The sequence below is a fragment of the Brenneria salicis ATCC 15712 = DSM 30166 genome (assembly GCF_003315515.1).
Lineage (GTDB): Bacteria > Pseudomonadota > Gammaproteobacteria > Enterobacterales > Enterobacteriaceae > Brenneria > Brenneria salicis.
The window spans coordinates 1-23997 of record NZ_QNRY01000052.1 but is presented as its reverse complement, the minus strand read 5'-3'; the positions used below and the strand labels follow the sequence as shown (position 1 = coordinate 23997).

Sequence of the window (23997 nt, the reverse complement as noted above, 5' to 3'; positions counted from 1 at the left end):
TTTCAGCACCATCAGGTTTCTTTAACTTACTGATTTTTTAACGTTTCAGGACTTATAGGAACGCCATGAAACTAAATAGTGGTGCCCGGACTCGGAATCGAACCAAGGACACGAGGATTTTCAATCCTCTGCTCTACCGACTGAGCTATCCGGGCAACGGGGCGCATTAAACCGTATTTGGAGGCGCGTCGTCAACGGGTTTGTCAGCGAAAGCGCATAAAACCCTGCTGACTGACGACTTTTCAGACAAAGGGTAGTGTGCGCCTGACGTCAGGTTAATGCACCGTTCTTGCGGCATAACGCAAAGCGCAAAACATCCTCGGCCAATCGTTGGGCCGTTGCGATGCTGGAAGCCTGATGTTTGACCAGCAGGTTGCTGAGACAGCCTTCAAGAATCAGTTCCATTTGCTGCGCCACCATGTCTGGATCGTCGGTTTCCAATGCTTCAAGCAAATCGCGGGTGTAACGATAGGATTCCTGTTTTTGCTGCTCGGCAATCTGATGAATGGGATGAGCAACGTCAGGAAAAAAACTACAGGCTGCAATAAACAGGCAGCCGGGATAGCGCTGTTTGGCGACGGCTTCATGCAGTACCTGATAGCGAGCGAGCAGTATTTGTTCGGTGCTTTTGGTGTCATCCAGCAATAGTTGACGTCGCCAGATATCCACCTGCTGGCCGTGATAACGCAGGCTGTCGTAAAGCAGCGCTTCGCGGTCCGGCCAAAATGCTCGCAATTCCTCTAATGGGACATTCAGTTTTTTCGCCAGCATGTCTAATGTCGTCATGGCGAAACCGTGCTGCTCTAGCAGAGTGAGTGCATGTTCCAAAACCTCTTCACGTTGCATTTTTTCTCCTCCAGAAGAGCGACTAACAGATTAAGAAGTGTCGTTTAAGGGATAAATTTCTGCAAATGCGCCTGAAATTTTTCCGCGTCCATAAACCCGGTTACCCGTGAACCAGGGATCTCCTTTCCCTGTGCGTCAAAAAACAAAATGGTCGGCAATCCCAATACCTGCAATTTTTTCAGTATGGCATTCTGATCCGCATTGTTGGCGGTCACGTCCGCCTGTAATAACGTCAGGCGCGACAATTGGCTTTGTACCTGATGGTCGCTAAAAGTGTATTTTTCAAACTGCTTACAGGCGACGCACCAGTCAGCATAAAGATCGAGCATGATCGGTTGATGACTTTTCGTCAGCGCGTTATTTAACCCAGCCAGGTTGGTGACCGGTGTAAACGTTAGCGCGGATGCAGCGGATTTTTGCTGTGAATCAAGCGGGGAAAATGCCCAGTCTTGCAGCGGTTTTGCCGCCACCAGCGCGCCAGCCAACAACAATAGCTGAACGACGCGCATTGTCCCTGTGCGGCTGCGCAGGCTCAGGGTAAACGCCCAACCAAAGAATGCAACCCCAAGCAAGCTCCATAGCCTGATCCCCCAGGTTTCACCGAATATTCGTTCGAGTAAAAAGATTGGCAGGGAGAGAATGATGAATCCAAATGCCTCTTTGACATACTGCATCCACGCTCCGCTGCGCGGTAAAAGTCGATTGCCGAACAAGGTCACCAGAATCAGCGGCAACCCCATGCCTAACGCATACAGATAGAGCGAACCGCCGCCTGCGAGCAGGTTACCGCTTTGGGCAATATAAAGCAGGATGGCGCTGAGCGGCGCGGTGGTGCAGGGTGAGCAGATTAATCCCGCCAGTGCGCCCATAGCGAATACGCCCGTCAGCGATCCTCCTTGCTGGCGATTGCTCCATTCCGTCAATCGCGTTTGCAGGGAAGAAGGCAGTTGCAAGCTGTACAGGCCGAACATGGAAAGCGCCAGCGCAACGAACATCACCGACAGACCAATCAACACATACGGGTGTTGCAGCGCCGCCTGAAAACGCAACCCCGCCGCCGCCACGATCAGTCCCAGTAAGGTATAGGTTAACGCCATCCCCTGGACGTAAGTCATGGCGAGCAGGAATGTTCGGCGCAGCGTCAGTTGGTGTTTTCTGCCGAGAACCAGAGCGGATATCAGCGGGTACATCGGTAATACGCAAGGCGTAAACGCCACGCCGATGCCAATCAGTAGCGCCCACCAGGGAGAGAACGGCAACGCGGTTTCCTGGCGTGGCTGATGTGGCGTCGTGTCGCCGTCGGAGGCCGGTAAAACCTGGCTTAGCGGGATAGTCCGTGTTTCGGGTGGATAGCAGAACCCGGCATCGGCACAGCCCTGATAGGTTACCTGAAGGGTCGCCGTGTTATCCGCCTGAACCAGCGGAATGGTCAGCGCCAACGGTTGTTTAAAGATGAAAACCTCACCGAAAAACTCGTCCCGGTGGCTGAGACCGGGCGGGATATCGAACGTGCCGATAATGGCGCGGTTTCCTTCAACCTTAATCTGTTGTCGATACAGATAGTAACCCGGTTGTATTTCCCAGCGTACGGTGAGTTGGTTATCCCGTTGCTGAAAATCAAACGCGAAAGCCCGATCAACAGGTAAAAACTGTGCATTCTGGTTGTTGCCAGACAACGTTTGACCAAAAGTCGACGCCAGCGCAGTCGGCGCACTGAAGGTCGTCCATAGCAGGAAAATCAGTGTAAAGATGCGTTGAGCCATGTCAGATAATCGCTGTCGCCCTCAGATACCGGCAGTACCAGCAGTTCGGGCGTTTCATAAGGATGGTGGCGTTTCAGATGCGTCAGCAATGCCGACTGATGTGACGTATCGCTTTTGATCAGCATTTGTACTTCCGTTTGCCGCTCAAGTTTGCCTTCCCAGTGATATAGCGATTGCGCGCCGGGCAGCAGCGTCACGCAAGCCGCAAGCCGTGCTTCCAGCAACAGGTTGGCGAGCCATTGTGCACAAGACTCATCAGGTGCGGTACAAAGTATAACGACGGCATCGCAGACAGGGCGGTCAGACATCGTATCCTCAGTGTCAGATGAACAAAATCTTAATCGTAGAGCGGGGCACTATACCTTGCTTTGCGGCATGAGGGGAATGATACGGATAGAACCAGCGCGTCAATCCATAAGCAGGATGATTTTTTTCTTTCGTCTGAGCGCGGCATAACATACAGGCACGCTATTCGTCGGGAACAGGCGTGCCTGGAATCATTCAGATTATAAGTTTAAGGAAGCTCATTCTCATCGGTATAACGTCTGGCTTTATATGCCGGATGCATCAGGTTCTGAATGGAAAAAATGTCATCCAGTTCCGCTTCCGTCAGTAAGCCTCTTTCCAGCACCACTTCCCGCACGCTCTTGCCGGTTTCCGCACAGATTCTGCCGACGATATCGCCGTTATGGTGGCCGATAAACGGGTTCAGATAGGTGACGATCCCGATAGAGTTAAAGACATAAGCCTCACACACTTCTTTGTTGGCCGTGATGCCGTTAACACATTTTTCCAGCAGGTTGTAGCAGGCATTGGTCAGGATATGCGTGGACTCGAACATGGCCTGGCCGATAACCGGTTCCATGACGTTCAATTGAAGTTGTCCCGCTTCTGACGCCATGGTGACGCAGGTATCATTACCGATGACTTTAAAGCACACCTGATTAATTACTTCCGGCACCACCGGATTGACTTTGGCCGGCATGATTGACGAGCCAGCCTGCAACTCCGGCAGGTTGATTTCATTCAGACCGGCGCGCGGGCCGGAAGACAGCAACCGCAGGTCATTACAGATTTTCGACAGCTTCACCGCCAGACGTTTCAGCGATGAGTGAACCATCACGTAAGCGCCGCAGTCTGACGTCGCTTCAATCAGGTCTTCCGCTGGCACACAAGGTAAACCGCTGACTTCCGCTAACCGTTGTACCGCCAGTTGCTGGTAGCCTTCCGGTGTGTTCAGCCGGGTGCCGATCGCCGTCGCCCCCAAATTGACTTCCAGCAGCAACTCAGCGGTACGCAGCAGGTTTTTGTTTTCTTCTTTCAGCAGCACGTTGAAGGCATGGAACTCCTGACCCAGCGTCATCGGCACCGCATCCTGCAACTGGGTGCGACCCATTTTCAGGATCATTTCAAGTTCTTTGGCTTTACGCTCAAATCCGTCGCCAAGTTGCGTCAGCGCATCGATCAACTTCAGGATGGAGGCATAGACCGCGATGCGGAATCCCGTTGGGTAGGCGTCGTTGGTGGATTGACATTTATTCAGATGGTCATTCGGATTCAGGTACTGGTACTCGCCTTTTTTGTGGCCCATCAGTTCCAGACCGATATTGGCCAACACCTCGTTGGTGTTCATGTTTAAGGACGTTCCGGCGCCGCCCTGATAAACATCGATCGGAAATTGATCCATGCACTTGCCGTTGTTCAGCACTTCATCACAGGCCTGTATAATGACATCAGCGATTTTGCGGGGAATGGTTTGCAGTTCTTTATTCGCCAGAGCCGCGGCTTTTTTGACCATGACCATGCCGCGCACAAATTCTGGGATATCGCTTATCTTGCTGTTGCTGATATAAAAGTTTTCAATAGCCCTGAGCGTGTGGACGCCATAATAAGCATCTGCGGGAACTTCCTTAGTGCCTAACAGGTCTTCTTCAATACGAATGTTATCTGACATGAGAGCCTTCTCTTATTACGCTGCTGACATAAAATTTATGTGAAATAATTGTATTATCGTAGATAACAACATCAGAATATTTAACTATTACTGCATGTTTTATCATAATGATATGCTGTAAAATCAGGGAAGATAGTAGCCTGGATCACTATCTGATCTTTGAATCATGCTCAGATAAATAAACTGTGATAATTGTCACGAGTAACGGTTTAAAATAACAAATGGTGTTATCACAGCTTGAAAATAGCCAACTGAGCTACCATCTCAGTGAATTATAATGTGCAGTATAGTGATAGTTGGTCATATTAGTTTTCAATAACATAATTTGTTTACAACAACTTCGTTTGTTTTTAACAGTAAGCATTTTCAATCAACAGGAGAATCGGGTGCGCTGGCTACCGTTGCTATTAATCTTTCTTTTTGCCTACATAGAGATATCGCTGTTCATTCAAGTGGCAGAGGTACTTGGCGTGGCGATGACCTTGTTGTTGGTGGTCTTCACTTCTTGCGTCGGCGTGTCGCTGGTGCGTAACCAAGGCATGAAAACCATTGTCCAGATGCAACAGAAAATGGCGGCGGGCGAGAGTCCGGCTGCGGAGATGGTGAAAAGCGTTTCACTGGTGCTGGCGGGGTTTCTGCTGTTGATTCCGGGGTTTTTTACCGATTTTCTCGGATTGTTGCTGTTATTGCCGCCGGTACAAAAACGTTTGACGTTAAAACTGATGCCTCATTTGCACATCTGGCGTTCCGGCCCCGGCGCGCCGCCCTCTGACGGCAATACCTTTGAAGGCGAGTATCAACGTAAAGATGATGGGCGCAGAAATATTGAGCATCGTGATGAAAACGATGATCGTTGATGGCGAGTTGGGTTGAGTGATAGACAAGGATTATCTCACTGATAATCCTTGTTTTTTATTTTTGGCTGTATAAAAAAAAGACGCTTAGTGCAAAAAAATTATTTTTCCTCCCTTGAAGTCGTTGGAAACGTCCCCACTTAGAACACCACAAGGTCGGATATGACTGCATATCCGGTGTTCATCCTAAAAACTGATATGGACTTTCTCAAAGGAGAGCTATCAATGAAAATTCGTCCATTGCATGACCGCGTGATCGTCAAGCGCAAAGAAGTAGAATCCAAATCTGCTGGCGGTATCGTTCTGACCGGCTCCGCTGCAGGTAAATCTACCCGTGGTGAAGTTCTGGCCATCGGCCATGGGCGCATCCTGGAAAACGGCGAAGTGAAGCCGCTGGATGTGAAAGTCGGCGATATCGTTATTTTTAATGATGGCTATGGCGTGAAAGCCGAGAAGATCGATAACGAAGAAGTGTTGATCATGTCCGAAAGCGACATTCTGGCAATTGTTGAAGCGTAATCATCTGAACTGAACGAATTTAAGGGAAATACACCAATGGCAGCTAAAGACGTAAAATTCGGTAGTGACGCTCGCGTAAAAATGCTGCGTGGCGTGAATGTACTGGCTGATGCAGTGAAGGTTACCCTGGGTCCGAAAGGCCGCAACGTAGTACTGGATAAATCCTTCGGTGCACCCACTATTACTAAAGACGGTGTTTCCGTCGCGCGTGAAATCGAACTGGAAGACAAGTTCGAGAACATGGGCGCGCAAATGGTAAAAGAAGTTGCCTCTAAAGCGAACGACGCAGCGGGCGACGGCACCACCACCGCAACCGTACTGGCTCAGTCCATCATCACTGAAGGCCTGAAAGCCGTTGCCGCGGGCATGAATCCGATGGATTTAAAACGCGGTATTGATAAAGCCGTTATCGCCGCGGTTGAAGAATTGAAAAAACAATCTGTACCTTGCTCTGATTTCAAAGCTATCGCACAGGTTGGCACCATCTCTGCAAACTCTGATGAAACCGTGGGTAAACTGATTGCAGAAGCGATGGAAAAAGTGGGTAAAGAAGGCGTCATCACCGTTGAAGAAGGCACTGGCCTGCAAGACGAGTTGGACGTTGTGGAAGGTATGCAGTTCGATCGCGGCTACCTGTCCCCTTACTTTATCAACAAACCGGAAACCGGTTCTGTTGAACTGGAAAGCCCGTTCATCCTGCTGGCTGACAAAAAGATCTCCAATATTCGCGAAATGCTGCCGGTTCTGGAAGCTGTTGCCAAAGCCGGTAAACCGCTGCTGATCATTGCGGAAGACGTTGAAGGCGAAGCACTGGCGACGCTGGTGGTTAACACCATGCGCGGCATCGTGAAAGTGGCGGCGGTTAAAGCGCCGGGCTTCGGCGACCGCCGTAAAGCCATGTTGCAAGATATCGCTACCCTGACGGCCGGTACGGTGATCTCTGAAGAGATCGGTCTGGAACTGGAAAAAGCCACCCTGGAAGATCTGGGTCAGGCGAAACGTGTTGTGATCAACAAAGACACCACCACCATTATTGATGGCGTGGGTGATGAAGGCGCAATCCAGGGCCGGGTTACTCAGATCCGTCAGCAGATTGAAGATGCGACGTCAGACTACGATAAAGAAAAACTGCAAGAGCGAGTGGCTAAACTGGCCGGCGGCGTAGCGGTTATCAAAGTTGGCGCCGCAACTGAAGTTGAAATGAAAGAGAAGAAAGCACGCGTTGAAGATGCGTTGCACGCGACGCGCGCAGCCGTGGAAGAAGGCGTGGTTGCAGGCGGCGGCGTTGCACTGATTCGTGCCGCGACCTCTATTTCTGCGTCTGGTCTGAAAGGCGATAACGAAGATCAGAACGTCGGTATCAAAGTCGCGCTGCGCGCAATGGAATCGCCGTTGCGTCAGATCGTGGTTAATGCCGGTGAAGAAGCCTCGGTTATCGCTAACACCGTGAAAGCGGGTGAAGGCAACTACGGTTACAATGCGGCAACGGAAGAATACGGCAACATGCTGGACTTCGGTATCCTGGATCCGACCAAAGTAACGCGTTCCGCTTTGCAGTACGCGGCTTCTATCGCCGGTCTGATGATCACCACCGAATGTATGGTGACCGATTTGCCGAAAGAAGATAAAGCAGATTTAGGCGCCGCTGGTGGTATGGGCGGCATGGGTGGCATGGGCGGTATGATGTGATAAAGCGCGATCGTCATTCTGACGATCGCCACCATCCGTGCATACCGGCGTAATGCGGGTATGCCAGATATCGTGTAATCCGCTAAACCGATGACCGGAGAATAATCACTCTTGTCATCGGTTTTTTTCATCTGAGAAAACGCTTACCACGGCCTTTTTTGTATCCGCTGTATCGGCACGACGGTGCGAAACTTTTTGCGTCAATCTCCACTTATAGAAACATATTCACCACGCCCGATGTTGTCGATTAAGGCAAAGTGGTGGAATCGGTTAACCTATGACGACGTTCTATATCCGTCGATGTATCACGTCTGCTATGCGATGAATCGCGCCGAAAAAATGGCGTGAGAAACTGTCCTCCTTCTGGTGGCCGTTTGACATCGAACGGCACAATCTGATTGTATGAAAAATCCCCTTATCGTTAACCACTCGTTCAGAACATGTTATCAGGGCACTATTCTGCGCTACAATATGGGACGTTTTCTTGGTTTACGAGCCAATCCTGAGTGGAGTAGGGTTAATGTCTGATGAGGCGCCCATTTCCCTGCGTGCTATCGAATGGTTTACCGCGCCGCCCACAACCATGCCCGCTTGCATTGAAGACTGGCTGATGGAAACCGGTTCAATGACGCGGCGTCTTGATGACTGTTGCGATCAACTGGCGGTGACGATCTGTAATGAACGCTTTGTCTCGCCGGGAGCGTTATTGAATGATGAGCTTGCACATCTGCCTGTCTGCGACCATTACTGGTTGCGCGAGGTGGTACTGTATGGCGACGGGCGTCCCTGGTTGTTCGGTCGAACCTTGATCCCACAACAAACACTGGATGGCGCAGGCGACGCTTTGACGAAAATTGGTAATACGCCGCTGGGCCGTTATCTGTTTCAACAAGATGCGCTGACGCACGATTATATTCATACCGGATGTGGTGCCGGCTTGTGGGCGCGGCGTTCCCGTTTGTGTCTTTCTGGCAGTCCGTTTCTACTGACTGAACTGTTTCTGCCAGAAGCACCGCTTTATTTTACGGATAGTTGTGAAAGCTAGCCGGTAATTGAGGAGATGACTCCGTTGGAAAGAAGTATAACGGCGGGAAAATGGCTGGCTTATTGTCGTTTGATGCGCATTGATAAGCCGATAGGTTCCCTGTTGCTGCTGTGGCCAACGTTATGGGCATTATGGATGGCGGGTCGGGGCATACCTGATCCGTGGGTGTTGTTCGTGTTCGTCGCCGGGGTTTTTCTGATGCGGGCGGCAGGCTGCGTTATCAATGATTATGCTGATCGCCACTTCGATGGTCATGTGAAACGCACAGCCGCACGTCCGCTGCCCAGCGGCGAAGTCAGCGAGCAGTCCGCCAAAGCGCTCTTTGTGATTTTGGTTCTGTTGGCGTTTGGTCTGGTGCTGACACTAAACAGGATGACCATTTGGCTGTCGGTTGGCGGTTTGGCATTGGCCTGGGTATACCCTTTTATGAAGCGTGTCAGTCACTTACCGCAGTTAGTCTTGGGCGCGGCGTTTGGCTGGTCGATCCCGATGGCGTATGCCGCCGTTAGCCAAACCTTACCGTTAACCTGCTGGATGATGTTTCTGGCGTATATCTGTTGGACGGTGGCTTATGACACGCAGTACGCCATGGTTGACCGGGATGATGATCTCAAGGTCGGTATCAAATCCACGGCGATCCTGTTTGGCCGTTTCGATACCTTGATAATCGGCCTGCTGCAATTGAGCATGCTGTTGTTGATGATCGCGCTGGGTTATCTGACATCACTGGGGCTGTTCTTTTATGGCGCGCTGTTGGTCGCAGCCGGGCTGTTTGTTTATCAGCAAAGGCTAATTGCCGGGCGGGAGCGCGACGCCTGCTTCAAAGCTTTTAAAAACAATAACTATGTCGGTATGGCCTTGTTTGCCGGTGTGATATTGGGACTGTAATATCGGGATTGTAGCGCGCAGTGGTTCTGATAAAAGGGCGGCGAAACTTTCGCCGCCCTTTTATTCGCGTCTTATGTCTGGGGATGGTCTTCCTGCGTCAACAACGTATCGCTTTCCGTTTCTGCCGGTGAACTGGCGCTTTCAATCGTCAATCTGACCTCTTGGGTGATCAAATTAGCCAGAATGTTGTAGATCGCCAGAATGTCGCCCTGGGCGGCCTCAGCACTGTCTGTGATATAGCCTTCGCTGCGCAACGTCGCAACCAGTGTTGAGAAAACGGCCTTATCGAAGAATTCAGGTGCGTTAATGCCGTGCAGAACTGACAGACGTTGCGCCGTGTTCCGGCTCTCTTTTTCCAACGTCCCGCGATTGATATCGCGATTCGCGCCCAGTAATGACAACGTGATGGCATAACGTTGCAGGGTTTCACGCACTCCCGCCGCTAACAGTTGCAGCGTGCGGATACGCGCCGGGTTAATGACCAGCGCGCCTTCTTTGGCGCTCAATAGCTGTTGCCGCGTTAATTCGGTAACCAACGTGGATATCGCGTCCGGCAATTGTTCCCTGGAGTAATGCAGGAACAGTTCTGCCTGGAGCAACGGATAAATCAGGGTCACCTGACGAACGACTTCCGCAAGCGTAATACGACGGTGGTGAATGGCTATGCTGGCAATCAGTGACGGCAATATCAACAGATGCTGAATGTTATTGCGGTAATAGGTCATCAGCACTGCCTGCTCTCTGGGCAGGATAATAATGTCGCCGATACTGTCCTTCTCGACTTCAAATTTATCCATGCCCAGCGCATGTTCCAGCAACTCATCTGCGGTCTTTTTCGGCGCCGTGATATCTTTATGATAGGGCGCGTTATGCAGAAGTTGCAGGTAACAATCCAATTGTTCCTGCATTTGTTCCCGAGTCAATGAACGCTGACGCGATGCCAGCAACGCCGTTGAACAGAGGTTCATGGCGTTTGCCGCTGCCGCGTTGTTGATGCGCACCATAATATCCATCGCGATATCCTGAACGGTCGGCGACAGCCAGCCTGGACGTTGCGCTTCAATCGGATCAATGGCATCACGCCATTGCGGAACATGCTGATTCAAATAGGTGGTTAACGGCAGCGGTTCGCCGAAATTCACGTAACCTTGTCCGAGATTGCGTAATTTACGCAAGCCCCGAACCATCTGAATAAAGCCTTCTTTTTCTTTCGTCGCGCCGCGCAACTCTTTCGCATAGGTGCCGACTTCCATGACGTGCTCATAGCCGACATAAATAGGCACCAGCGTAATGGGACGCGTACCGCCGCGCAGCATGGCCTGAATCGTCATCGCCAGCGTGCCGGTCTTCGGTTCCAGCAGGCGTCCGGTACGTGAGCGGCCCCCTTCGACAAAATATTCAACCGAGTAACCACGGGCAAAAAGCTCGCCCAGATATTCACGGAAAATAGTGGAATACAGTTTATTACCTTTGAAGGTGCGGCGAATAAAGAATGCGCCCAGACGACGGAAGATCGGGCCGGCAGGCCAGAAATTCAGGTTGATGCCCGCCGCGATATGGGGCGGAACCAGCCCCTGGTGGTAAAGCACATAGGACAATAGCAGGTAGTCCATGTGGCTACGGTGACAAGGCACGTAGACAATTTCGTGTCCGTCCTGCGCCAGTTGGCGCACCCGCTCGGCGTTATGAACGTTAATGCCTTGATAGAGACGGTTCCATGTCCAGCCTAATACGCGATCCGACAGACGAACGGCTTCATAAGAGAAGTCGGCGGCGATTTCCTCCATCAGGGCAATCGCGTTTTGTTGCGCCTTCTCATGGGAGATTTTTTTGCTGCGCGCCTCGTCATCAACCGCCTTTTTGATCGCTCTGGAGTCAAGCAACTTGTTAAACAGTTCCTGACGTACCGGCAGACGCGGTCCTACCGCCGCCAGTCGTTGACGGGAGAAGTGCATCCGCGCGACGCGCGCCAGCTTATGGGCGATGGTTTTGTCCGTTCCGTGCTCGGTTGCCATATAGCGTAATGACACCGGGCTGGAAAACCGGACAAAGCTGTCGCGACCCAGCCACAGTACGGCAAAGAACTTCTCGATACCGTTCAGCAGCCGCAGATGCGGGGTAGCCTGATGTTGCCCTTCGCGGCCCGGCGAACGGCCGAACATGACGGAAACCGGCACCATCTGCACGTCCAGATCGGGATTGGCGCGATGCAAATCCAGATAGTCATGAAACAGTTTTACCGATTTCTGCTTGGGAACGTAATAGCGGAAAACACGCGGTCCATCATTGATAAAAACATGACTGGGCAGTTCCACGCCGCGAATGTCCACGGGCAGCAGCGGATCGGGCAGACTAAGCGCCTGACATTTTGTCTGCAGCGTCATTAAATCCGCCTGAGAATTGTAAGGCAAAACATAGAGAATCGGACGTGAGGGGTCTAAACCCAGTTCAGTCACGGGATCTATGGGTATGACTTTACTTTTCACCAACAGCCTGAGTGGGAAACTCAATAATTTATAGTAAATTCTACGCCAACCTGACATAACGACTTGAAGCCTCTTGTTAGCAACGCGTCGCAAGGATACCAGAAACTGCGCTGGAGATCTGTTGCGATGAGACAATGGTCAAGCGCTAAAATGCGGGCGCGAGCTGAATAAATAATGGTGGATGAATGAATAAAGCAACGGGGATGACCCGGATTATCAAAGCAACCGGCTATTCCCTGAAAGGGCTGCAACAGGCGTGGCGGCATGAAGCGGCTTTCCGTCAGGAAACGGTACTGACGGTGGTCGGGGTGATAATCGCCTGTCTGCTGCCTGTTACACTGGTTGAAAAACTGCTGCTTATCGGCGCGGTGGTGTTGATTATGCTGTTCGAATTGGTGAACAGTGCGATTGAAGCGGTCGTGGATCGCATCGGTACTGAACATCATGAATTATCCGGCCGGGCGAAAGATATCGGTTCGGCGGCGGTATTCGTCGCTATTTTGCTGGCGGTTGTCGTCTGGGGCAGTATTCTCTGGCGTTTTTTTGCGTAAGGGCTTGCAGGAATTAATAAAAAACCGGGGTTTACGCACATCCTGGTTCCCAATTAAGGATGAGCTGTATATACTCACAGCAAGACTGTATAAACAACCAGGGGGCGGAATGAAAGTATTAACAGCCAGACAGCAACAGGTTTATGACCTGATACGCGATCATATCGCGCAGACAGGTATGCCGCCTACGCGCGCGGAAATTGCCCAACAATTGGGGTTTCGTTCGCCGAATGCCGCTGAAGAACATTTGAAGGCATTGGCGCGTAAAGGCGTGATTGAAATCGTATCCGGCGCTTCTCGCGGTATCCGTTTGCTGATGGAAGAAGAAACTGGCATTCCGTTGATTGGTCGTGTCGCTGCTGGTGAGCCGCTTCTGGCGCAACAACATATCGAATGTCATTATCAGGTTGATCCCGATATGTTTAAGCCCAGTGCGGATTTCCTGCTGCGGGTCAGCGGTATGTCGATGAAAGATATCGGTATTATGGATGGCGATCTGCTGGCTGTGCATAAAACGCAGGATGTCCGTAATGGTCAGATTGTTGTTGCCCGTATCGAAGATCAAGTGACGGTAAAACGACTCAAAAAACAAGGCAATACCGTTCATCTGCTAGCTGAAAACGAAGCGTTTTCACCTATTGTTGTCGATCTGCGTCAACAGAGCTTTTCGATTGAAGGGCTGGCGGTTGGCGTCATTCGTAACAGTGACTGGCACTGATTTCCACCCCGATATCTTTTTCCGATGATGATATAGTTTTTCGACATAGTTTTTCGACATTTTCCATACATCGCCCCGTTCCGGGGCGATTTGGTTCATTCCTTTCCCTCTGCATTGCACCTCGATTAATCAATCTGCGCTTTTATTTTCAGGGGATGTGATTGATACATTTATTTACAGTTGAACGTAAATAAAAAGCGCTGATTACTTCCTGTTTTCGCTGTGTTTTTAAACTATGCCATTGCTCAAAAGTTAGTTTTTCAGATTTACATTCCGATTTAAATAAAATATTCAGAATTATTTTCTATAATTAATTTTAAGGTAAGGATTATCATCTTCACTGATTGTGAAGTCATCGCTGCTGTGGTTGAGCCCAACCATCATTGAAAGGTTTGGCAGGGCAAGATAAGACGTTGTTGCGGCGGCGCTTACTGATACCGACATGATTTATCTGAAACTGATAATGAGCATAAATCGCTATTTTTATGCTATCTGACCTAAGCTATGGAGATTATTATGAATAAAGACCAAGCCAGCGGTAACTGGAAACAGTTTAAAGGTAAAGCGAAAGAGCAGTGGGGCAAACTGACCGATGATGACCTGACGGTTATTGAAGGCAAACGTGACCAACTGGTTGGCAAGATCCAGGAGCGTTATGGTTACGAGCAGGAAGCCGCCGAAAAAGAAGTGAAAGACTGGGAAAGTCGTCAAAAATACTTCTGGTAGAAGCTGTAAGTTCTTATTGCGTTGACCCCTATCGAGGAAAAACTAGCTCTCACGAACTGTCGTGAGAGCTAGCGATTTTTGATCGGTATGCTGTGGTCGTGATCGCAATGTTCCGTTTGCGGACATGCCGCCACTTCCTGACAGTCTTTGCACAATCCATGCGCTTCAATCACGCTATGGCGCAGGGTAAAGCCCGCCTGATGCGCTGAATCACGTAGTGTTTCCTCCACCCCTTCCGTCTGACGCTCGGTAACCTGACCGCAGCGATCGCAAATAAACAGCGCGGAGGTATGGCTATGATCCTCAATATGGTGACACAGAACATAGCTGTTGTTTGACTCGATTCGATGGATAAACCCTTGTTCCAGTAGAAAATCGAGCGCGCGATAAACGGTTGGCGGCTTAGCTTGCGGTTCTGATATCCGTAAGAGATCGAGCAGATCATAGGCACTGATGGCGCCAGACTGTTGCGCCATCAGGCGTAACACCTCCAGTCGCTGTGGCGTCAGACGAACGCCGCGCTGCTGACAAATCTGTTCAGCCTGGGCAAGTAGTTTGTCCTGTGAGGTTGAATCCATTGCCATATCACCTTGACGGAGAGAGGAACCAGGCAAATATCTTATCACGGCCAGAGAAAAACGCCGAACCAGCGGGCGCTGGCTCATGACGTGGCCGAGCGTCTCAGGCGACCAGATCGATTAACAGGGCGCGTAATGATGTTCCAGCTTGCACAGTCAACGCCGTTTCATGCTGGATAAACGCGCCATCGCCACAGTGCAGCGTCTGAAGCGCTGACTTCTCATGGATGTTCAAGGCGCCGTTGATTAGCTGAAGATAAGCCTGATTTCCTTGCAGCGTAATGGTGTGTTGCTCATTTTCTTGCAATTCCAGATGATGGATCCACACTTGTTGACGGAGTTGCAGACTGCCTTGATCACCTTCCGGTGAGGCTAATAAACTGTGGCCGTTTTTGTTCAGCGACAGACGTTGTAACGAGCTGTTTTCGCGCGTAGGGCAGGCATCCAGCCACAATTGCAAACGTGTCAACGGTTTACAATTGCTGGTGTTGTATTCGCTGTAACTGACATTCGGCTGAGTCGCGAGCAGTAAAACTTCACCTTCTTTAGCGTGGATGTGGTGACCGTTGCTGTCACGGTATTCCGCTTCTCCCTGGAGAATAATATTTAAAATATCCACGCGTGGGTAAGTGCGCGGCTGGAATGAAGAGCCAGGCGCCAGTACTTCCTGATTTAACACCCGCAGTGAGGCATAACCCAGTAACTGAGGATCGAAGTAGTGGCCGAAGGAGAAGGTGTAACGTGCTTGCAACCAGCCATAGTCAGCTTGACCGCATTGTTCTGCTGTTCTTTTTATGATCATGGTAATTGCCTTGAAGATTTATTTCTTAAACAGATAGTAATTGTGTGGACGCTGGATTGTTAGCTAGTTAATCTGGTGGGTATATTCAAAATTCCTGAATGAGTACGAAAATGTCTAAAGAACGAGCATTGACGCTGGAATCCTTAAGAGTGATGGACGCGATTGATCGTCGGGGAAGTTTTGCCGCCGCTGCGGATGAGTTAGGGCGGGTGCCTTCCGCCCTGAGTTACACCATGCAAAAGCTGGAAGATGAACTGGACGTGGCGCTATTTGATCGTTCTGGACACCGTACCAAATTCACCAACGTGGGACGTATGTTGCTGGAGCGCGGGCGTATCCTGCTGGAAGCGGCGGATAAGCTCACGACGGATGCGGAAGCATTGGCCCGCGGTTGGGAAACTCACCTGACGATTGTGATGGAAGCATTGATCCCCTCTCAGCGGCTTTTCCCGTTGCTTGACAAGTTGTCCCTGAAAGCCAACACGCAGGTTTCTCTGCTGACTGAAGTGCTGGCAGGCGCGTGGGAGCGTCTGGAACAAGGGCGGGCGGATATTGTGATCGCGCCGGATATGCATTTCCGTGCGTCTTCCGAAATCAATACGCGCAAGCTTTATACGATGAAGAATGTCTATGTCGCCAGCCCGGATCATCCTATCCATCAGGAGCCGGAGCCGCTGTCAGATGTCACCAGGGTAAAATACCGGGGGATTGCCGTTGCCGATACCGCGCGTGAACGTCCGGTGTTAACCGTACAGTTGTTGGATAAACAACAGCGTCTGACGGTAAGCACGCTGGATGATAAGCGCCGTGCTCTGCTGGCAGGGCTGGGGGTGGCGACCATGCCTTATCCGATGGTCGCTCAGGATATTGCCGAAGGCCGGTTACGCGTCGTCAGCCCCGAATACTCAATGGATAGCCAGATTATCATGGCCTGGCGGCGTGATAGCATGGGTGAAGCGAAATCCTGGTGCTTGCGGGAAATTCCAAAATTGCTCAATCAGGCGTGAGGCGCGGTCAACGGCTGACCAGTTAGGCGCTTTGTCATGAAAGCGGCCTGCCCCGGAAAAGGGGAGGCCGGGGCGGGGCGTTAATTCGCAAACTGTTTATCACGCCCGTGAGGTCTATTCAGGTCTTGTTCCGGGCCTAGCGAAATCACCCCATGTGGATTGATGGTGCCGTGGCTGCGGAAATAATGGTGACGGATATGCGCCATATTCACCGTATCGGCGATGCCCGGCATCTGGTAGATATCACGCAAGAAAGCAAACAGATTCGGGTAATCACTTAAGCGGTATTTATCGCACTTAAAATGGGTGTGATAAACCGGATCAAAACGAAGCAGCGTGGTCCACAGCCGTAAGTCCGCTTCAGTTAACTGAGCGCCGGTCAGGTAACGCTGTCGCGCAAGGATGGATTCCAGTTGCGATAGCGCGACGAACACTTGCGTGGCGGCTTCATCATAAGCGGATTGGCTGGTGGCGAAATCGGCTTTATAGACGCCATTGTTCACCTTGTCATAGATCCAGCCGTTAAGTTCATTAATCTGCTGACGCAACGCAGCCGGATAATAATCGCCCGGTTTGGCGCCAACCTGATTGAACGCACTGTTAAACATACGGATGATATCGGCGGATTCGTTGCTGACGATGGTATGTTGTTCTGTGTCCCACAGTACCGGCACCGTGACCCGGCCACTGTAATCAGGCTTTGCATGGAGATAGAGTTGATAGAGGAACTCGTGCTGATACAGTGAATCCCCCGTTGCATCTGGAAAACCGACATCAAAGGTCCAGCCATGATCCAGCATCAGGGGATGAACCACGGAAACTGGAATATGTTTTTCCAGTCCTTTCAACTGACGCATCAATAAGGTGCGATGCGCCCACGGGCAGGCAAGCGAAACATAAAGATGATAGCGGCCTGGTGCCGCCTGAAAATTGCCATTGCCGCTGATGCCCGGTTGACCGTCTGCGGTAATCCAGTTGCGAAAATGTGATTCTGAACGCTTGAAATGTCCGCCGGTAGATTTTGTTTCGTACCAGGTATCGTGCCATACGCCGTCAACCAGTTGCCCCATAAATCCTCCCACGAATCGAATAATGGCAAAACGACGACAAATTATGCGTTTGTCGTCGTTTATGTGGATATTAAGTGTAGTACAGCCAAAACAGGCTGGCGCTTACCACTTTTTATTCAGTACACGGTCGATGCTGTATGCGCCCGGCCCGGTTACCGCCAGCAGAATGTAGCCGCCTGCGATGGTCAGATTTTTCAGGAACATCAACTGATTCACGCCATCAGCAAAGTTGGTGTGGAAAATCAGTGCGGTCAGTATGGTAAAGCCCGCGGTGAACAGTGCAACGGTTCGAGTCAGCAAACCGAACAGAATAGCCAGACCACCACCCAGTTCCAACAGAATGGTCAGCGGCAGCAGGAAGGTTGGCACCCCCATAGCCTGCATATACTGTTGGGTGCCTGCATAGGCGTCGCCTAATTTGCCGTAACCTGCGGTAATAAACAGAAGTGGCATTAAAATGCGCGCGATCAGCAGTGCGGTACTTTCTAAATTTTTCATCATATTCTCCAATCAATTTTTTTATAAAATTTACTTGCCCATTGTGTTTTGGTGATTGGCTCATCTTGTCAGCGGGCCGGTCATCAATTTATGGGCAGATACTATAGCGACCTTGTATACGGTGCCAGCGAGTATAATTGTTGGTTTATTTCAGAAAAATTGATGTTCTACTAAAAGGGATAGTTATCGTCGCACAGAACCGTAGCGCCATTGAAATAGCGAAAGTTTTATCCCCTTGAAGGACACAAACAGGCCGTTATGTCCAGGCGTGTACGAATGGTTCGAAGGAAGAGTCAATCGCTCAGCGCAGAAAGAGGGTTTTACGGATTAGCCTCACGGTGCCCCAAAGCCCTATTGCTCGTTTGCCCCAGCGCAACAAGCGGCTTGGGTGACGCACGTTATAAAGCGCGATGAGACCGGAGCCGACAATCCAATATCTGCGCCACTGCACCAGACCGTGCCAGTAGCGATCGTATTTCGCGGTTGAATCCAGCCAGGCATTTTTTCCTGCGCAAAGATCCAACCGTTGTTGCTGTATGGTGCGTAGCAGTTGTGCTTTTTTTCTGTCGCGCTGCTGCTGACTCATTTCAATTTGTCCTCCAGCAACGCACGGTCGGTTTCCAACTCTTTACGGGTGGCTTTGAGCAGCGTGGATTTGCGTACTTTCACCAATACCCAGATGCCGATAATCAACGCCAGCCCAAGTAGGGTAGCGGTGATGCATCCCAGTGCAAACAGTCGATATTGGGGCTCAATACCCAATACAATCGACGCAATCAGCGTCATTAAACCAAAGGTGGCGAACAGCAGCGTCAGACCCACCATTATCAGTAATTGAATCAGATTGGTTTTTTCTTCTTCCAATTCAATGACGGCCAGGCGGACTCGCGTTTCCACCATGCTGACAAGGATGGAAATAATACGCTGGGCAAAGGCGATGGCCCCGCTTGCGGGGCCTTGTCGTTGTTTATCAGTCATAATGTCAGGTTAATTAACGACGGGAGAGCAGAACACCGAGTACAACGCCAATGGCTGCACCGATACCAACACCTGTCCAAGGGTTTTCACGGACGTAATCATCCGCGCATCCCATCGCTTCTCGGGTCTGGCTGGCAATACGCTCGCCAGTATCACTCAAGCGTGAACGGGTTTCTTTCAGGGCCGCTTCTGCTTTGCTACGCAGTTTATCCAATTCTGCTTTGGATTTATCACTTGAGGAACTTAATACTTCTTCGAGCGTGTCCGCCAGCGATTTTAATTCAGCGCGCAAATGCTCAGAATTTTGGTCTTTAGCCATATTAAATAACCCTTAATGTTGTAAACCAGAGTTTTAACTATAGCTGAAGTTTCGATTTATGCCTGTAAAACGTGGTGAGGATATTTCTGATAACGTGCTGTAAGTTTTAATGATTTATGTCTGGTCATAAATTGGTCGTTAATGAATAAGGCGATGGATAGTCCCTGCATTTTCACATCGTCACCCTAATTTGGATTGTTTCTGTGTGAGTTTTTGCTGCCAGAAGGGGGTGGCCGTCACGGTTTGCTGGGTGGTGATATTTGCTTTGGGCAGTGACAGGCGCAATATGTCTCTGGCAGCGACGCTCTGCTCAGGTGAGGCCAGACGGACAACCAGGCTATCCTGGGCGGGGGTAATGCTTTTTATTGCAATGCCGCGTTCATTGAGTTGTTGATAAATATAAAATCCGTCTGGCAGGGCGGCGCCCTGATAACGCGGCTTGATGTGCAGCATCGCATCGTTCTGATAACGGTGCGGCGATTGACTGATCACCAGGATCGGCAGCGCGATCAATAACAACAGCCGCCATATTTTTTTATGGCGGCTATCCTTAGCCTGCGGGCCGTCACTATGTGACGTTGAAAAACGCGCCTGCGTTTTTTTAGGGTATAGCCAGCGGAGCGACACGGTTAATTTCCTTTTTCTGCATTAATGGTTCGTTTTTTACGCCAAAGGACAAATAATGAACCAAAGAGGCCGATAAACAGCAAGACTAGCGGCAGCATCATTAGGAAAAACATTAATTCATCTTCGTATTTCAGAAAAACGGGGGTTTTCCCCAATGCAAAACCCATTGAAACCAGAATCAGCACCCAAAGCAACGCGCTCATCCAATTAAAGAACTGAAAACGCGCATTGTCCAGACCAGACAGGCCGGCGATGGTGGGCAGCAGAGTACGCACAAATGCCAGAAAGCGCCCGACCAGCAGGGCAGAGAGGCCGTGGCGGTGGAAAAGCTGATGCGCGCGCTGATGGTAGTGTGCCGGTAAGTGCGATAACCAGCTTTGTACTATTCGGGTATTCCCCAGCCACTTGCCTTGAATATAGCTTACCCAGCACCCCAGACTGGCGGCGGTGGTCAACAATATGATAGTAAAGGGGAAATTCATGGTGCCTTTAGCGACCAACACACCCACCAGAATAAGCATGCTATCGCCGGGCAAGAAAGCGGCGGGCAAGAGGCCATTTTCTAAAAACAATATTAAAAATAGCAGTATGTAAATGGTCCAGACCAGTTTGGGATCGGCTAAGATATCGAAATCCTGATGCCAGAGTGCGTTCAACAATTCTTTAATAATATCCATCCGGTATCCTAATACTACTGTATTTCATTCAATCCGGTTCTATAAAAAGCGCCCGTTCATGCTAAGGATGGTACGGTTCACCTGATAGTACATTCCAACACGTTATTATAATTATTAGATAATATACGCCATCCAACTGAGGGTAAGCCTATCCGAGGCTGATTCTCCGCTATCTTCGCATTACCTGAATCGTGGGTAAAAGCCACTCACTTGCGAATTGTCCGCTATTAACGGGTTTTACCTGCGAAGCGACGCATTAAGCGTAAGAAAAACACTCTAATTGTAACAAAATCGGTGTGACTGAGACAGAAAAATATCACAGCAACCAAATGGATTTTAGGCGGTTTGCGGGCTGAATATTGGGGTTTCCGCCTTATTTTACACTCACTGACAGAAATCGACGCTTTTTGACTTATTGCCCCGCCTATCACTCCAGGGGCGATGACGGGGAAAATATTAGAATTTATTGTTACTCATCTGATCCAGATGAACTACCGGATTTTCGGCAAACATATAACGATCTACATTGAATTCAAAGTCATCCGTAGTGGCCCGAAACAACATTTGCTTGGTATTTTCCAGATGTTGCCACATGGCGAGCTTGGCGGCGTGGGGATCTTTGCGCATTAGCGCTTTGAGGATCTGATCATGCTCGTCGCACCAGCTTTCGATCGACTTATCATCAATATGTTCATGCAGTTTGCGCCAGTACGGATTATGGATACGCTGACTCCACATTTTTTCAACCATGGTCGCCAGGGCCGAGTTTTGTGTGGTGAGAGCAACCTGCACATGGAATTTCAGATCCCACTGCGAATCACGAAAGCGATCTTCCTGCCGGGCGTGCTCCTGGATTTCCATCAACTGGACAATATCCTGCCGGGTGACCTGGGTTGCCGCAAACTCGGCGATATTGCTTTCGATAAGCTGACGGGCCTGAAGCAGTTCAAACGGGCCGGCGGTGATAAACTCCGCATCGCCACGGGGGGTTAAGCGATTTTTCTGCTGGTTGGCGATGACATGAATACCCGATCCCTTGCGGACTTCAACATATCCTTCGACTTCCAGCATGATAATGGCTTCCCGCACCACGGTACGGCTGACATTCATTTCTTCCGAAATATAGCGTTCTGCCGGTAATTTTTCGCCAACCGGATAAACACCGCTTTCTATCCGCTGCGTTAATTCTGCGGCTAATTGTCGATAAAGACGCCGGGGTTCAGTGAGTTCCATGATACCTGCTGTTAGAGATGGCGATACTGAGCAACACAGAGCCTGAAGCGCTGTCTTGTTAATCTCTGAAAATGATTTGTTATACCACATGATATTAACCGCAACCCACGCTGCTGTCACTTAAATGACCAGTGGATTGGCCGCGCGTTCTGATGTTTCTCCTTCCGTCGGTAAGATTTTGCGATCGTGACCTCACTAATGGCAGGAGATATCAATCATAATTGGTATGATATCTTTATGCAGTCATACCAATATGATACATAAAAGCGCGGTGAGGAAGAAAAACATGTCCCCGTTTCTGAGTGAAGACTTTTTGTTAGACAGCGAATTTGCCCGCCGGTTGTATTATGAATATGCTGTTGATCAGCCGATATTTGACTACCATTGCCATTTACCGCCAGAACAGATCGCGGAAAATTACCGCTTTAAAAATCTGTATGACATCTGGTTGAAAGGCGATCACTACAAGTGGCGCGCCATGCGTACCAATGGCGTGCCTGAACACTTGTGTACCGGGGATGCCAGCGACTGGGAAAAATTTGCAGCGTGGGCGGAAACCGTTCCTCATACCCTCGGTAATGCACTATATCACTGGACTCATCTGGAACTGCGCCGTCCGTTCGGGATCACCGGCACGCTGCTGTCGCCATCAACGGCAAAAACGGTTTGGGAGCGCTGTAATGCGCTGCTGGAAGACGATGACTTCACCGCGCGCGGCATCATGCGGCAGATGAACGTGAAAATGGCGGGAACGACGGATGATCCGATTGACGATCTGCATCACCACCACGCCATCGCGCAGGATAGTTATTTCAACATCAAAGTGTTACCGAGTTGGCGCCCGGATAAGGCGTTCAACATTGAACAGCCCGCGTTCAGCGATTACATGACGAAGCTGGGCGAGGCGTCCGACACCGATATTCGCCGTTTCAACGATCTGCAAGCCGCGTTAAGCAAACGTCTGGATCACTTTGCGTCTCACGGCTGCAAAGTCTCCGATCACGCGCTGGATGTGGTGCTTTTCGCCGAAGCGGACGACGCCGCGCTGGATCGTATTCTGGCTCGACGTCTGGCCGGGGAAATGCTGAGTGAATATGAAACGGCGCAGTTCAAAACGGCGGTTCTGGTGTGGCTGGGCGCGGAATATGCGCGTCGCGGTTGGGTTCAGCAGTATCATATCGGTGCGTTGCGCAACAACAACTTGCGCCAGTTCAAGCTGCTGGGGCCGGATGTCGGTTTTGATTCCATCGATGATCGTCCGCTGGCTCAGGAACTTGCCCGTCAGCTCAGCAAGCAGAATGAAGATAATCTGCTGCCGAAAACCATTCTCTACTGTCTGAATCCGCGTGATAACGAAGTTCTCGCCACCATGATCGGCAACTTCCAGGGCGAAGGTATGCCGGGCAAGCTGCAGTTCGGTTCCGGTTGGTGGTTCAACGATCAGAAAGACGGCATGCAGCGTCAGATGATGCAACTTGCGCAACTTGGTCTGCTGAGCCGCTTTGTCGGGATGCTTACTGACAGCCGTAGTTTTCTCTCCTACACCCGTCATGAATATTTCCGCCGCATCCTGTGCCAGATGATTGGCCGTTGGGTGGTGGACGGCGAAGCGCCTGCCGATCTGCCGTTGCTGGGCGAAATGGTGAAAAACATCTGTTTTGATAACGCCAAAAATTATTTTGCCATTGAACTGTAATGCCGTCGGCGAGCCTCGTTCGGGCTTGTCGTGTTGGTGAATTTTGCGCAGAGATAACGGTGATGCGGAATCAGCCAGCCGTGCCTGCAATGTGCGCTTTCGTCCTGAGGTAATCTGCTAATGCAAACGTTGAATCGTCACAATTTCCCCGGCCGTCAGCACCCGGATCGAGTCATTCAGTTTGGTGAAGGTAATTTTCTGCGCGCTTTCATTGACTGGCAGTTGGATTTGTTGAATGAGCATACGGATTTGGATGCGGGTATTGTCGTCGTTCGCCCCATCGATACGGATTTCCCGCCAGCGCTTGATACGCAGGACGGTCTGTATACCACCTTTATTCGCGGCCTGAATGTAGTGGTCAACTAAAACTGGCCACGGGTTTAGAGTTTTTCCAGAATCGATTTTCCGATTCGTTTGGGGGTAATCCACCGTTATAGTCGTGTGGTCTGATCGTGCTGTAATATCCCACGATA

At 50.4% G+C, this 23997-nt stretch carries 25 protein-coding genes, 1 tRNA gene and 1 pseudogene; 11 read left to right on the top strand and 16 right to left on the bottom strand.

Annotated features, from left to right (window positions below):
- Nucleotides 1-79 precede the first annotated feature (79 nt).
- From DES54_RS16275 to aspA, 5 genes are all read right to left on the bottom strand, one after another.
- Nucleotides 80-155 (bottom strand) — tRNA-Phe (locus DES54_RS16275).
- A 115-nt stretch (nt 156-270) separates the two neighbouring features.
- The gene (locus DES54_RS16270) at nt 271-846 is read right to left on the bottom strand and encodes a transcriptional regulator (protein WP_113869153.1); all 576 of its coding nucleotides are present in this window, start codon (nt 844-846) and stop codon (nt 271-273) included.
- A 44-nt stretch (nt 847-890) separates the two neighbouring features.
- Entirely contained in the window at nt 891-2609 is a 1719-nt protein-coding gene (locus DES54_RS16265) for a protein-disulfide reductase DsbD (protein ID WP_113869151.1), read from the bottom strand.
- The gene (gene cutA / locus DES54_RS16260) at nt 2585-2917 is read right to left on the bottom strand and encodes a divalent cation tolerance protein CutA (RefSeq protein WP_113869149.1); all 333 of its coding nucleotides are present in this window, start codon (nt 2915-2917) and stop codon (nt 2585-2587) included. Before cutA ends, DES54_RS16265 begins: the two co-directional genes overlap by 25 nt.
- Before the next feature lie 206 nt (nt 2918-3123).
- Nucleotides 3124-4563, bottom strand: a complete 1440-nt coding sequence (gene aspA / locus DES54_RS16255) for an aspartate ammonia-lyase (protein ID WP_113869147.1) — start codon at nt 4561-4563, stop codon at nt 3124-3126.
- 386 nt (nt 4564-4949) lie between these two features.
- Here aspA and DES54_RS16250 point away from each other — a divergent pair, with 386 nt between their 5' ends.
- The 5 genes from DES54_RS16250 (at nt 4950) to ubiA (ending at nt 9558) form a co-directional block, all read left to right on the top strand.
- Nucleotides 4950-5420 carry an FxsA family protein gene (locus DES54_RS16250; protein ID WP_113869145.1) on the top strand — a complete coding sequence of 157 codons (471 nt, stop codon included), beginning with the start codon at nt 4950-4952 and terminating at the stop codon, nt 5418-5420.
- A 222-nt stretch (nt 5421-5642) separates the two neighbouring features.
- A complete protein-coding gene (locus tag DES54_RS16245; RefSeq protein ID WP_048636335.1) occupies nt 5643-5936 on the top strand; it encodes a co-chaperone GroES in 294 nt (97 codons plus the stop codon).
- A gap of 36 nt (nt 5937-5972) precedes the next feature.
- Nucleotides 5973-7625, top strand: a complete 1653-nt coding sequence (gene groL / locus DES54_RS16240; RefSeq protein ID WP_113869143.1) for a chaperonin GroEL — start codon at nt 5973-5975, stop codon at nt 7623-7625.
- 520 nt (nt 7626-8145) lie between these two features.
- Nucleotides 8146-8670, top strand: coding sequence for a chorismate lyase (gene ubiC / locus DES54_RS16235; protein ID WP_113869141.1), 525 nt, complete (start codon nt 8146-8148; stop codon nt 8668-8670).
- Between the two features lie 15 nt (nt 8671-8685).
- On the top strand, nt 8686-9558 hold the full coding sequence (gene ubiA, locus DES54_RS16230; RefSeq protein ID WP_427846343.1) for a 4-hydroxybenzoate octaprenyltransferase: 873 nt from the start codon (nt 8686-8688) through the stop codon (nt 9556-9558).
- A gap of 71 nt (nt 9559-9629) precedes the next feature.
- On the opposite strand, the gene plsB is transcribed toward ubiA, so the two are convergent.
- Nucleotides 9630-12101, bottom strand: a complete 2472-nt coding sequence (gene plsB, locus DES54_RS16225) for a glycerol-3-phosphate 1-O-acyltransferase PlsB (RefSeq protein WP_113869139.1) — start codon at nt 12099-12101, stop codon at nt 9630-9632.
- A 128-nt stretch (nt 12102-12229) separates the two neighbouring features.
- Between plsB and DES54_RS16220 the strand changes: the two genes are divergently transcribed.
- The 3 genes from DES54_RS16220 to DES54_RS16210 all read left to right on the top strand — a co-directional run bounded on the left by DES54_RS16220 (nt 12230) and on the right by DES54_RS16210 (nt 14039).
- Nucleotides 12230-12595, top strand: a complete 366-nt coding sequence (locus tag DES54_RS16220; protein WP_113869137.1) for a diacylglycerol kinase — start codon at nt 12230-12232, stop codon at nt 12593-12595.
- A 109-nt stretch (nt 12596-12704) separates the two neighbouring features.
- The gene (lexA, locus tag DES54_RS16215) at nt 12705-13313 is read left to right on the top strand and encodes a transcriptional repressor LexA (protein ID WP_113869135.1); all 609 of its coding nucleotides are present in this window, start codon (nt 12705-12707) and stop codon (nt 13311-13313) included.
- A 516-nt stretch (nt 13314-13829) separates the two neighbouring features.
- Nucleotides 13830-14039, top strand: a complete 210-nt coding sequence (locus DES54_RS16210; RefSeq protein ID WP_113869133.1) for a CsbD family protein — start codon at nt 13830-13832, stop codon at nt 14037-14039.
- 68 nt (nt 14040-14107) lie between these two features.
- Here the strand turns inward: DES54_RS16210 and zur are convergent, their stop codons facing one another.
- The gene (gene zur, locus DES54_RS16205) at nt 14108-14617 is read right to left on the bottom strand and encodes a zinc uptake transcriptional repressor Zur (protein WP_113869131.1); all 510 of its coding nucleotides are present in this window, start codon (nt 14615-14617) and stop codon (nt 14108-14110) included.
- 103 nt (nt 14618-14720) lie between these two features.
- Nucleotides 14721-15419 carry a pirin family protein gene (locus DES54_RS16200; protein ID WP_113869129.1) on the bottom strand — a complete coding sequence of 233 codons (699 nt, stop codon included), beginning with the start codon at nt 15417-15419 and terminating at the stop codon, nt 14721-14723.
- 110 nt (nt 15420-15529) lie between these two features.
- On the opposite strand from DES54_RS16200, the gene DES54_RS16195 reads away from it, so the two are divergent.
- Nucleotides 15530-16426, top strand: a complete 897-nt coding sequence (locus DES54_RS16195) for a LysR family transcriptional regulator (RefSeq protein WP_113869127.1) — start codon at nt 15530-15532, stop codon at nt 16424-16426.
- Between the two features lie 80 nt (nt 16427-16506).
- Here DES54_RS16195 and DES54_RS16190 read toward each other — a convergent pair whose 3' ends face one another.
- The 8 genes from DES54_RS16190 to exuR all read right to left on the bottom strand — a co-directional run bounded on the left by DES54_RS16190 (nt 16507) and on the right by exuR (nt 21828).
- Nucleotides 16507-17496 (bottom strand): glutathione S-transferase family protein, encoded by a 990-nt coding sequence (locus DES54_RS16190; RefSeq protein WP_113869125.1) that lies wholly within the window; start codon nt 17494-17496, stop codon nt 16507-16509.
- A 102-nt stretch (nt 17497-17598) separates the two neighbouring features.
- Nucleotides 17599-17994, bottom strand: a complete 396-nt coding sequence (locus DES54_RS16185; RefSeq protein ID WP_113869123.1) for a DoxX family protein — start codon at nt 17992-17994, stop codon at nt 17599-17601.
- Between the two features lie 301 nt (nt 17995-18295).
- A complete protein-coding gene (locus DES54_RS16180; protein WP_113869121.1) occupies nt 18296-18580 on the bottom strand; it encodes a YqjK-like family protein in 285 nt (94 codons plus the stop codon).
- Nucleotides 18577-18972 carry a phage holin family protein gene (locus DES54_RS16175; protein WP_113869119.1) on the bottom strand — a complete coding sequence of 132 codons (396 nt, stop codon included), beginning with the start codon at nt 18970-18972 and terminating at the stop codon, nt 18577-18579. Before DES54_RS16175 ends, DES54_RS16180 begins: the two co-directional genes overlap by 4 nt.
- Before the next feature lie 13 nt (nt 18973-18985).
- A complete protein-coding gene (locus tag DES54_RS16170) occupies nt 18986-19291 on the bottom strand; it encodes an ElaB/YgaM/YqjD family protein (protein ID WP_113869117.1) in 306 nt (101 codons plus the stop codon).
- A gap of 180 nt (nt 19292-19471) precedes the next feature.
- Nucleotides 19472-19918, bottom strand: a complete 447-nt coding sequence (gene mzrA, locus DES54_RS16165; RefSeq protein WP_113869115.1) for an EnvZ/OmpR regulon moderator MzrA — start codon at nt 19916-19918, stop codon at nt 19472-19474.
- A gap of 2 nt (nt 19919-19920) precedes the next feature.
- Nucleotides 19921-20595 (bottom strand): DedA family protein, encoded by a 675-nt coding sequence (locus DES54_RS16160; RefSeq protein ID WP_113869113.1) that lies wholly within the window; start codon nt 20593-20595, stop codon nt 19921-19923.
- A 456-nt stretch (nt 20596-21051) separates the two neighbouring features.
- Nucleotides 21052-21828: a transcriptional regulator ExuR gene (gene exuR, locus DES54_RS16155; RefSeq protein ID WP_113869111.1), complete on the bottom strand. Its 777-nt coding sequence runs from the start codon at nt 21826-21828 to the stop codon at nt 21052-21054.
- Between the two features lie 286 nt (nt 21829-22114).
- Here exuR and uxaC point away from each other — a divergent pair, with 286 nt between their 5' ends.
- Nucleotides 22115-23524 carry a glucuronate isomerase gene (uxaC, locus tag DES54_RS16150; protein WP_113869109.1) on the top strand — a complete coding sequence of 470 codons (1410 nt, stop codon included), beginning with the start codon at nt 22115-22117 and terminating at the stop codon, nt 23522-23524.
- A gap of 120 nt (nt 23525-23644) precedes the next feature.
- Nucleotides 23645-23875 (top strand): annotated as a pseudogene (locus DES54_RS16145) (mannitol dehydrogenase family protein); the annotation flags it as partial.
- Nucleotides 23876-23997 lie beyond the last annotated feature (122 nt).

Coding starts and splice junctions, on each gene's coding strand:
- ubiA (WP_427846343.1), top strand. CDS start 8,686: ATGACTCCGTTGGAAAGAAGTATAACGGCGGGAAAATGGCTGGCTTAT.
- DES54_RS16195 (WP_113869127.1), top strand. CDS start 15,530: ATGTCTAAAGAACGAGCATTGACGCTGGAATCCTTAAGAGTGATGGAC.
- groL (WP_113869143.1), top strand. CDS start 5,973: ATGGCAGCTAAAGACGTAAAATTCGGTAGTGACGCTCGCGTAAAAATG.
- exuR (WP_113869111.1), bottom strand. CDS start 21,828: ATGGAACTCACTGAACCCCGGCGTCTTTATCGACAATTAGCCGCAGAA.
- uxaC (WP_113869109.1), top strand. CDS start 22,115: ATGTCCCCGTTTCTGAGTGAAGACTTTTTGTTAGACAGCGAATTTGCC.
- plsB (WP_113869139.1), bottom strand. CDS start 12,101: ATGTCAGGTTGGCGTAGAATTTACTATAAATTATTGAGTTTCCCACTC.
- zur (WP_113869131.1), bottom strand. CDS start 14,617: ATGGATTCAACCTCACAGGACAAACTACTTGCCCAGGCTGAACAGATT.
- DES54_RS16200 (WP_113869129.1), bottom strand. CDS start 15,419: ATGATCATAAAAAGAACAGCAGAACAATGCGGTCAAGCTGACTATGGC.
- DES54_RS16245 (WP_048636335.1), top strand. CDS start 5,643: ATGAAAATTCGTCCATTGCATGACCGCGTGATCGTCAAGCGCAAAGAA.
- DES54_RS16265 (WP_113869151.1), bottom strand. CDS start 2,609: ATGGCTCAACGCATCTTTACACTGATTTTCCTGCTATGGACGACCTTC.
- ubiC (WP_113869141.1), top strand. CDS start 8,146: ATGTCTGATGAGGCGCCCATTTCCCTGCGTGCTATCGAATGGTTTACC.
- DES54_RS16160 (WP_113869113.1), bottom strand. CDS start 20,595: ATGGATATTATTAAAGAATTGTTGAACGCACTCTGGCATCAGGATTTC.
- DES54_RS16210 (WP_113869133.1), top strand. CDS start 13,830: ATGAATAAAGACCAAGCCAGCGGTAACTGGAAACAGTTTAAAGGTAAA.
- lexA (WP_113869135.1), top strand. CDS start 12,705: ATGAAAGTATTAACAGCCAGACAGCAACAGGTTTATGACCTGATACGC.
- DES54_RS16180 (WP_113869121.1), bottom strand. CDS start 18,580: ATGAGTCAGCAGCAGCGCGACAGAAAAAAAGCACAACTGCTACGCACC.
- DES54_RS16190 (WP_113869125.1), bottom strand. CDS start 17,496: ATGGGGCAACTGGTTGACGGCGTATGGCACGATACCTGGTACGAAACA.
- DES54_RS16175 (WP_113869119.1), bottom strand. CDS start 18,972: ATGACTGATAAACAACGACAAGGCCCCGCAAGCGGGGCCATCGCCTTT.
- DES54_RS16185 (WP_113869123.1), bottom strand. CDS start 17,994: ATGAAAAATTTAGAAAGTACCGCACTGCTGATCGCGCGCATTTTAATG.
- aspA (WP_113869147.1), bottom strand. CDS start 4,563: ATGTCAGATAACATTCGTATTGAAGAAGACCTGTTAGGCACTAAGGAA.
- DES54_RS16270 (WP_113869153.1), bottom strand. CDS start 846: ATGCAACGTGAAGAGGTTTTGGAACATGCACTCACTCTGCTAGAGCAG.
- DES54_RS16170 (WP_113869117.1), bottom strand. CDS start 19,291: ATGGCTAAAGACCAAAATTCTGAGCATTTGCGCGCTGAATTAAAATCG.
- DES54_RS16220 (WP_113869137.1), top strand. CDS start 12,230: ATGAATAAAGCAACGGGGATGACCCGGATTATCAAAGCAACCGGCTAT.
- cutA (WP_113869149.1), bottom strand. CDS start 2,917: ATGTCTGACCGCCCTGTCTGCGATGCCGTCGTTATACTTTGTACCGCA.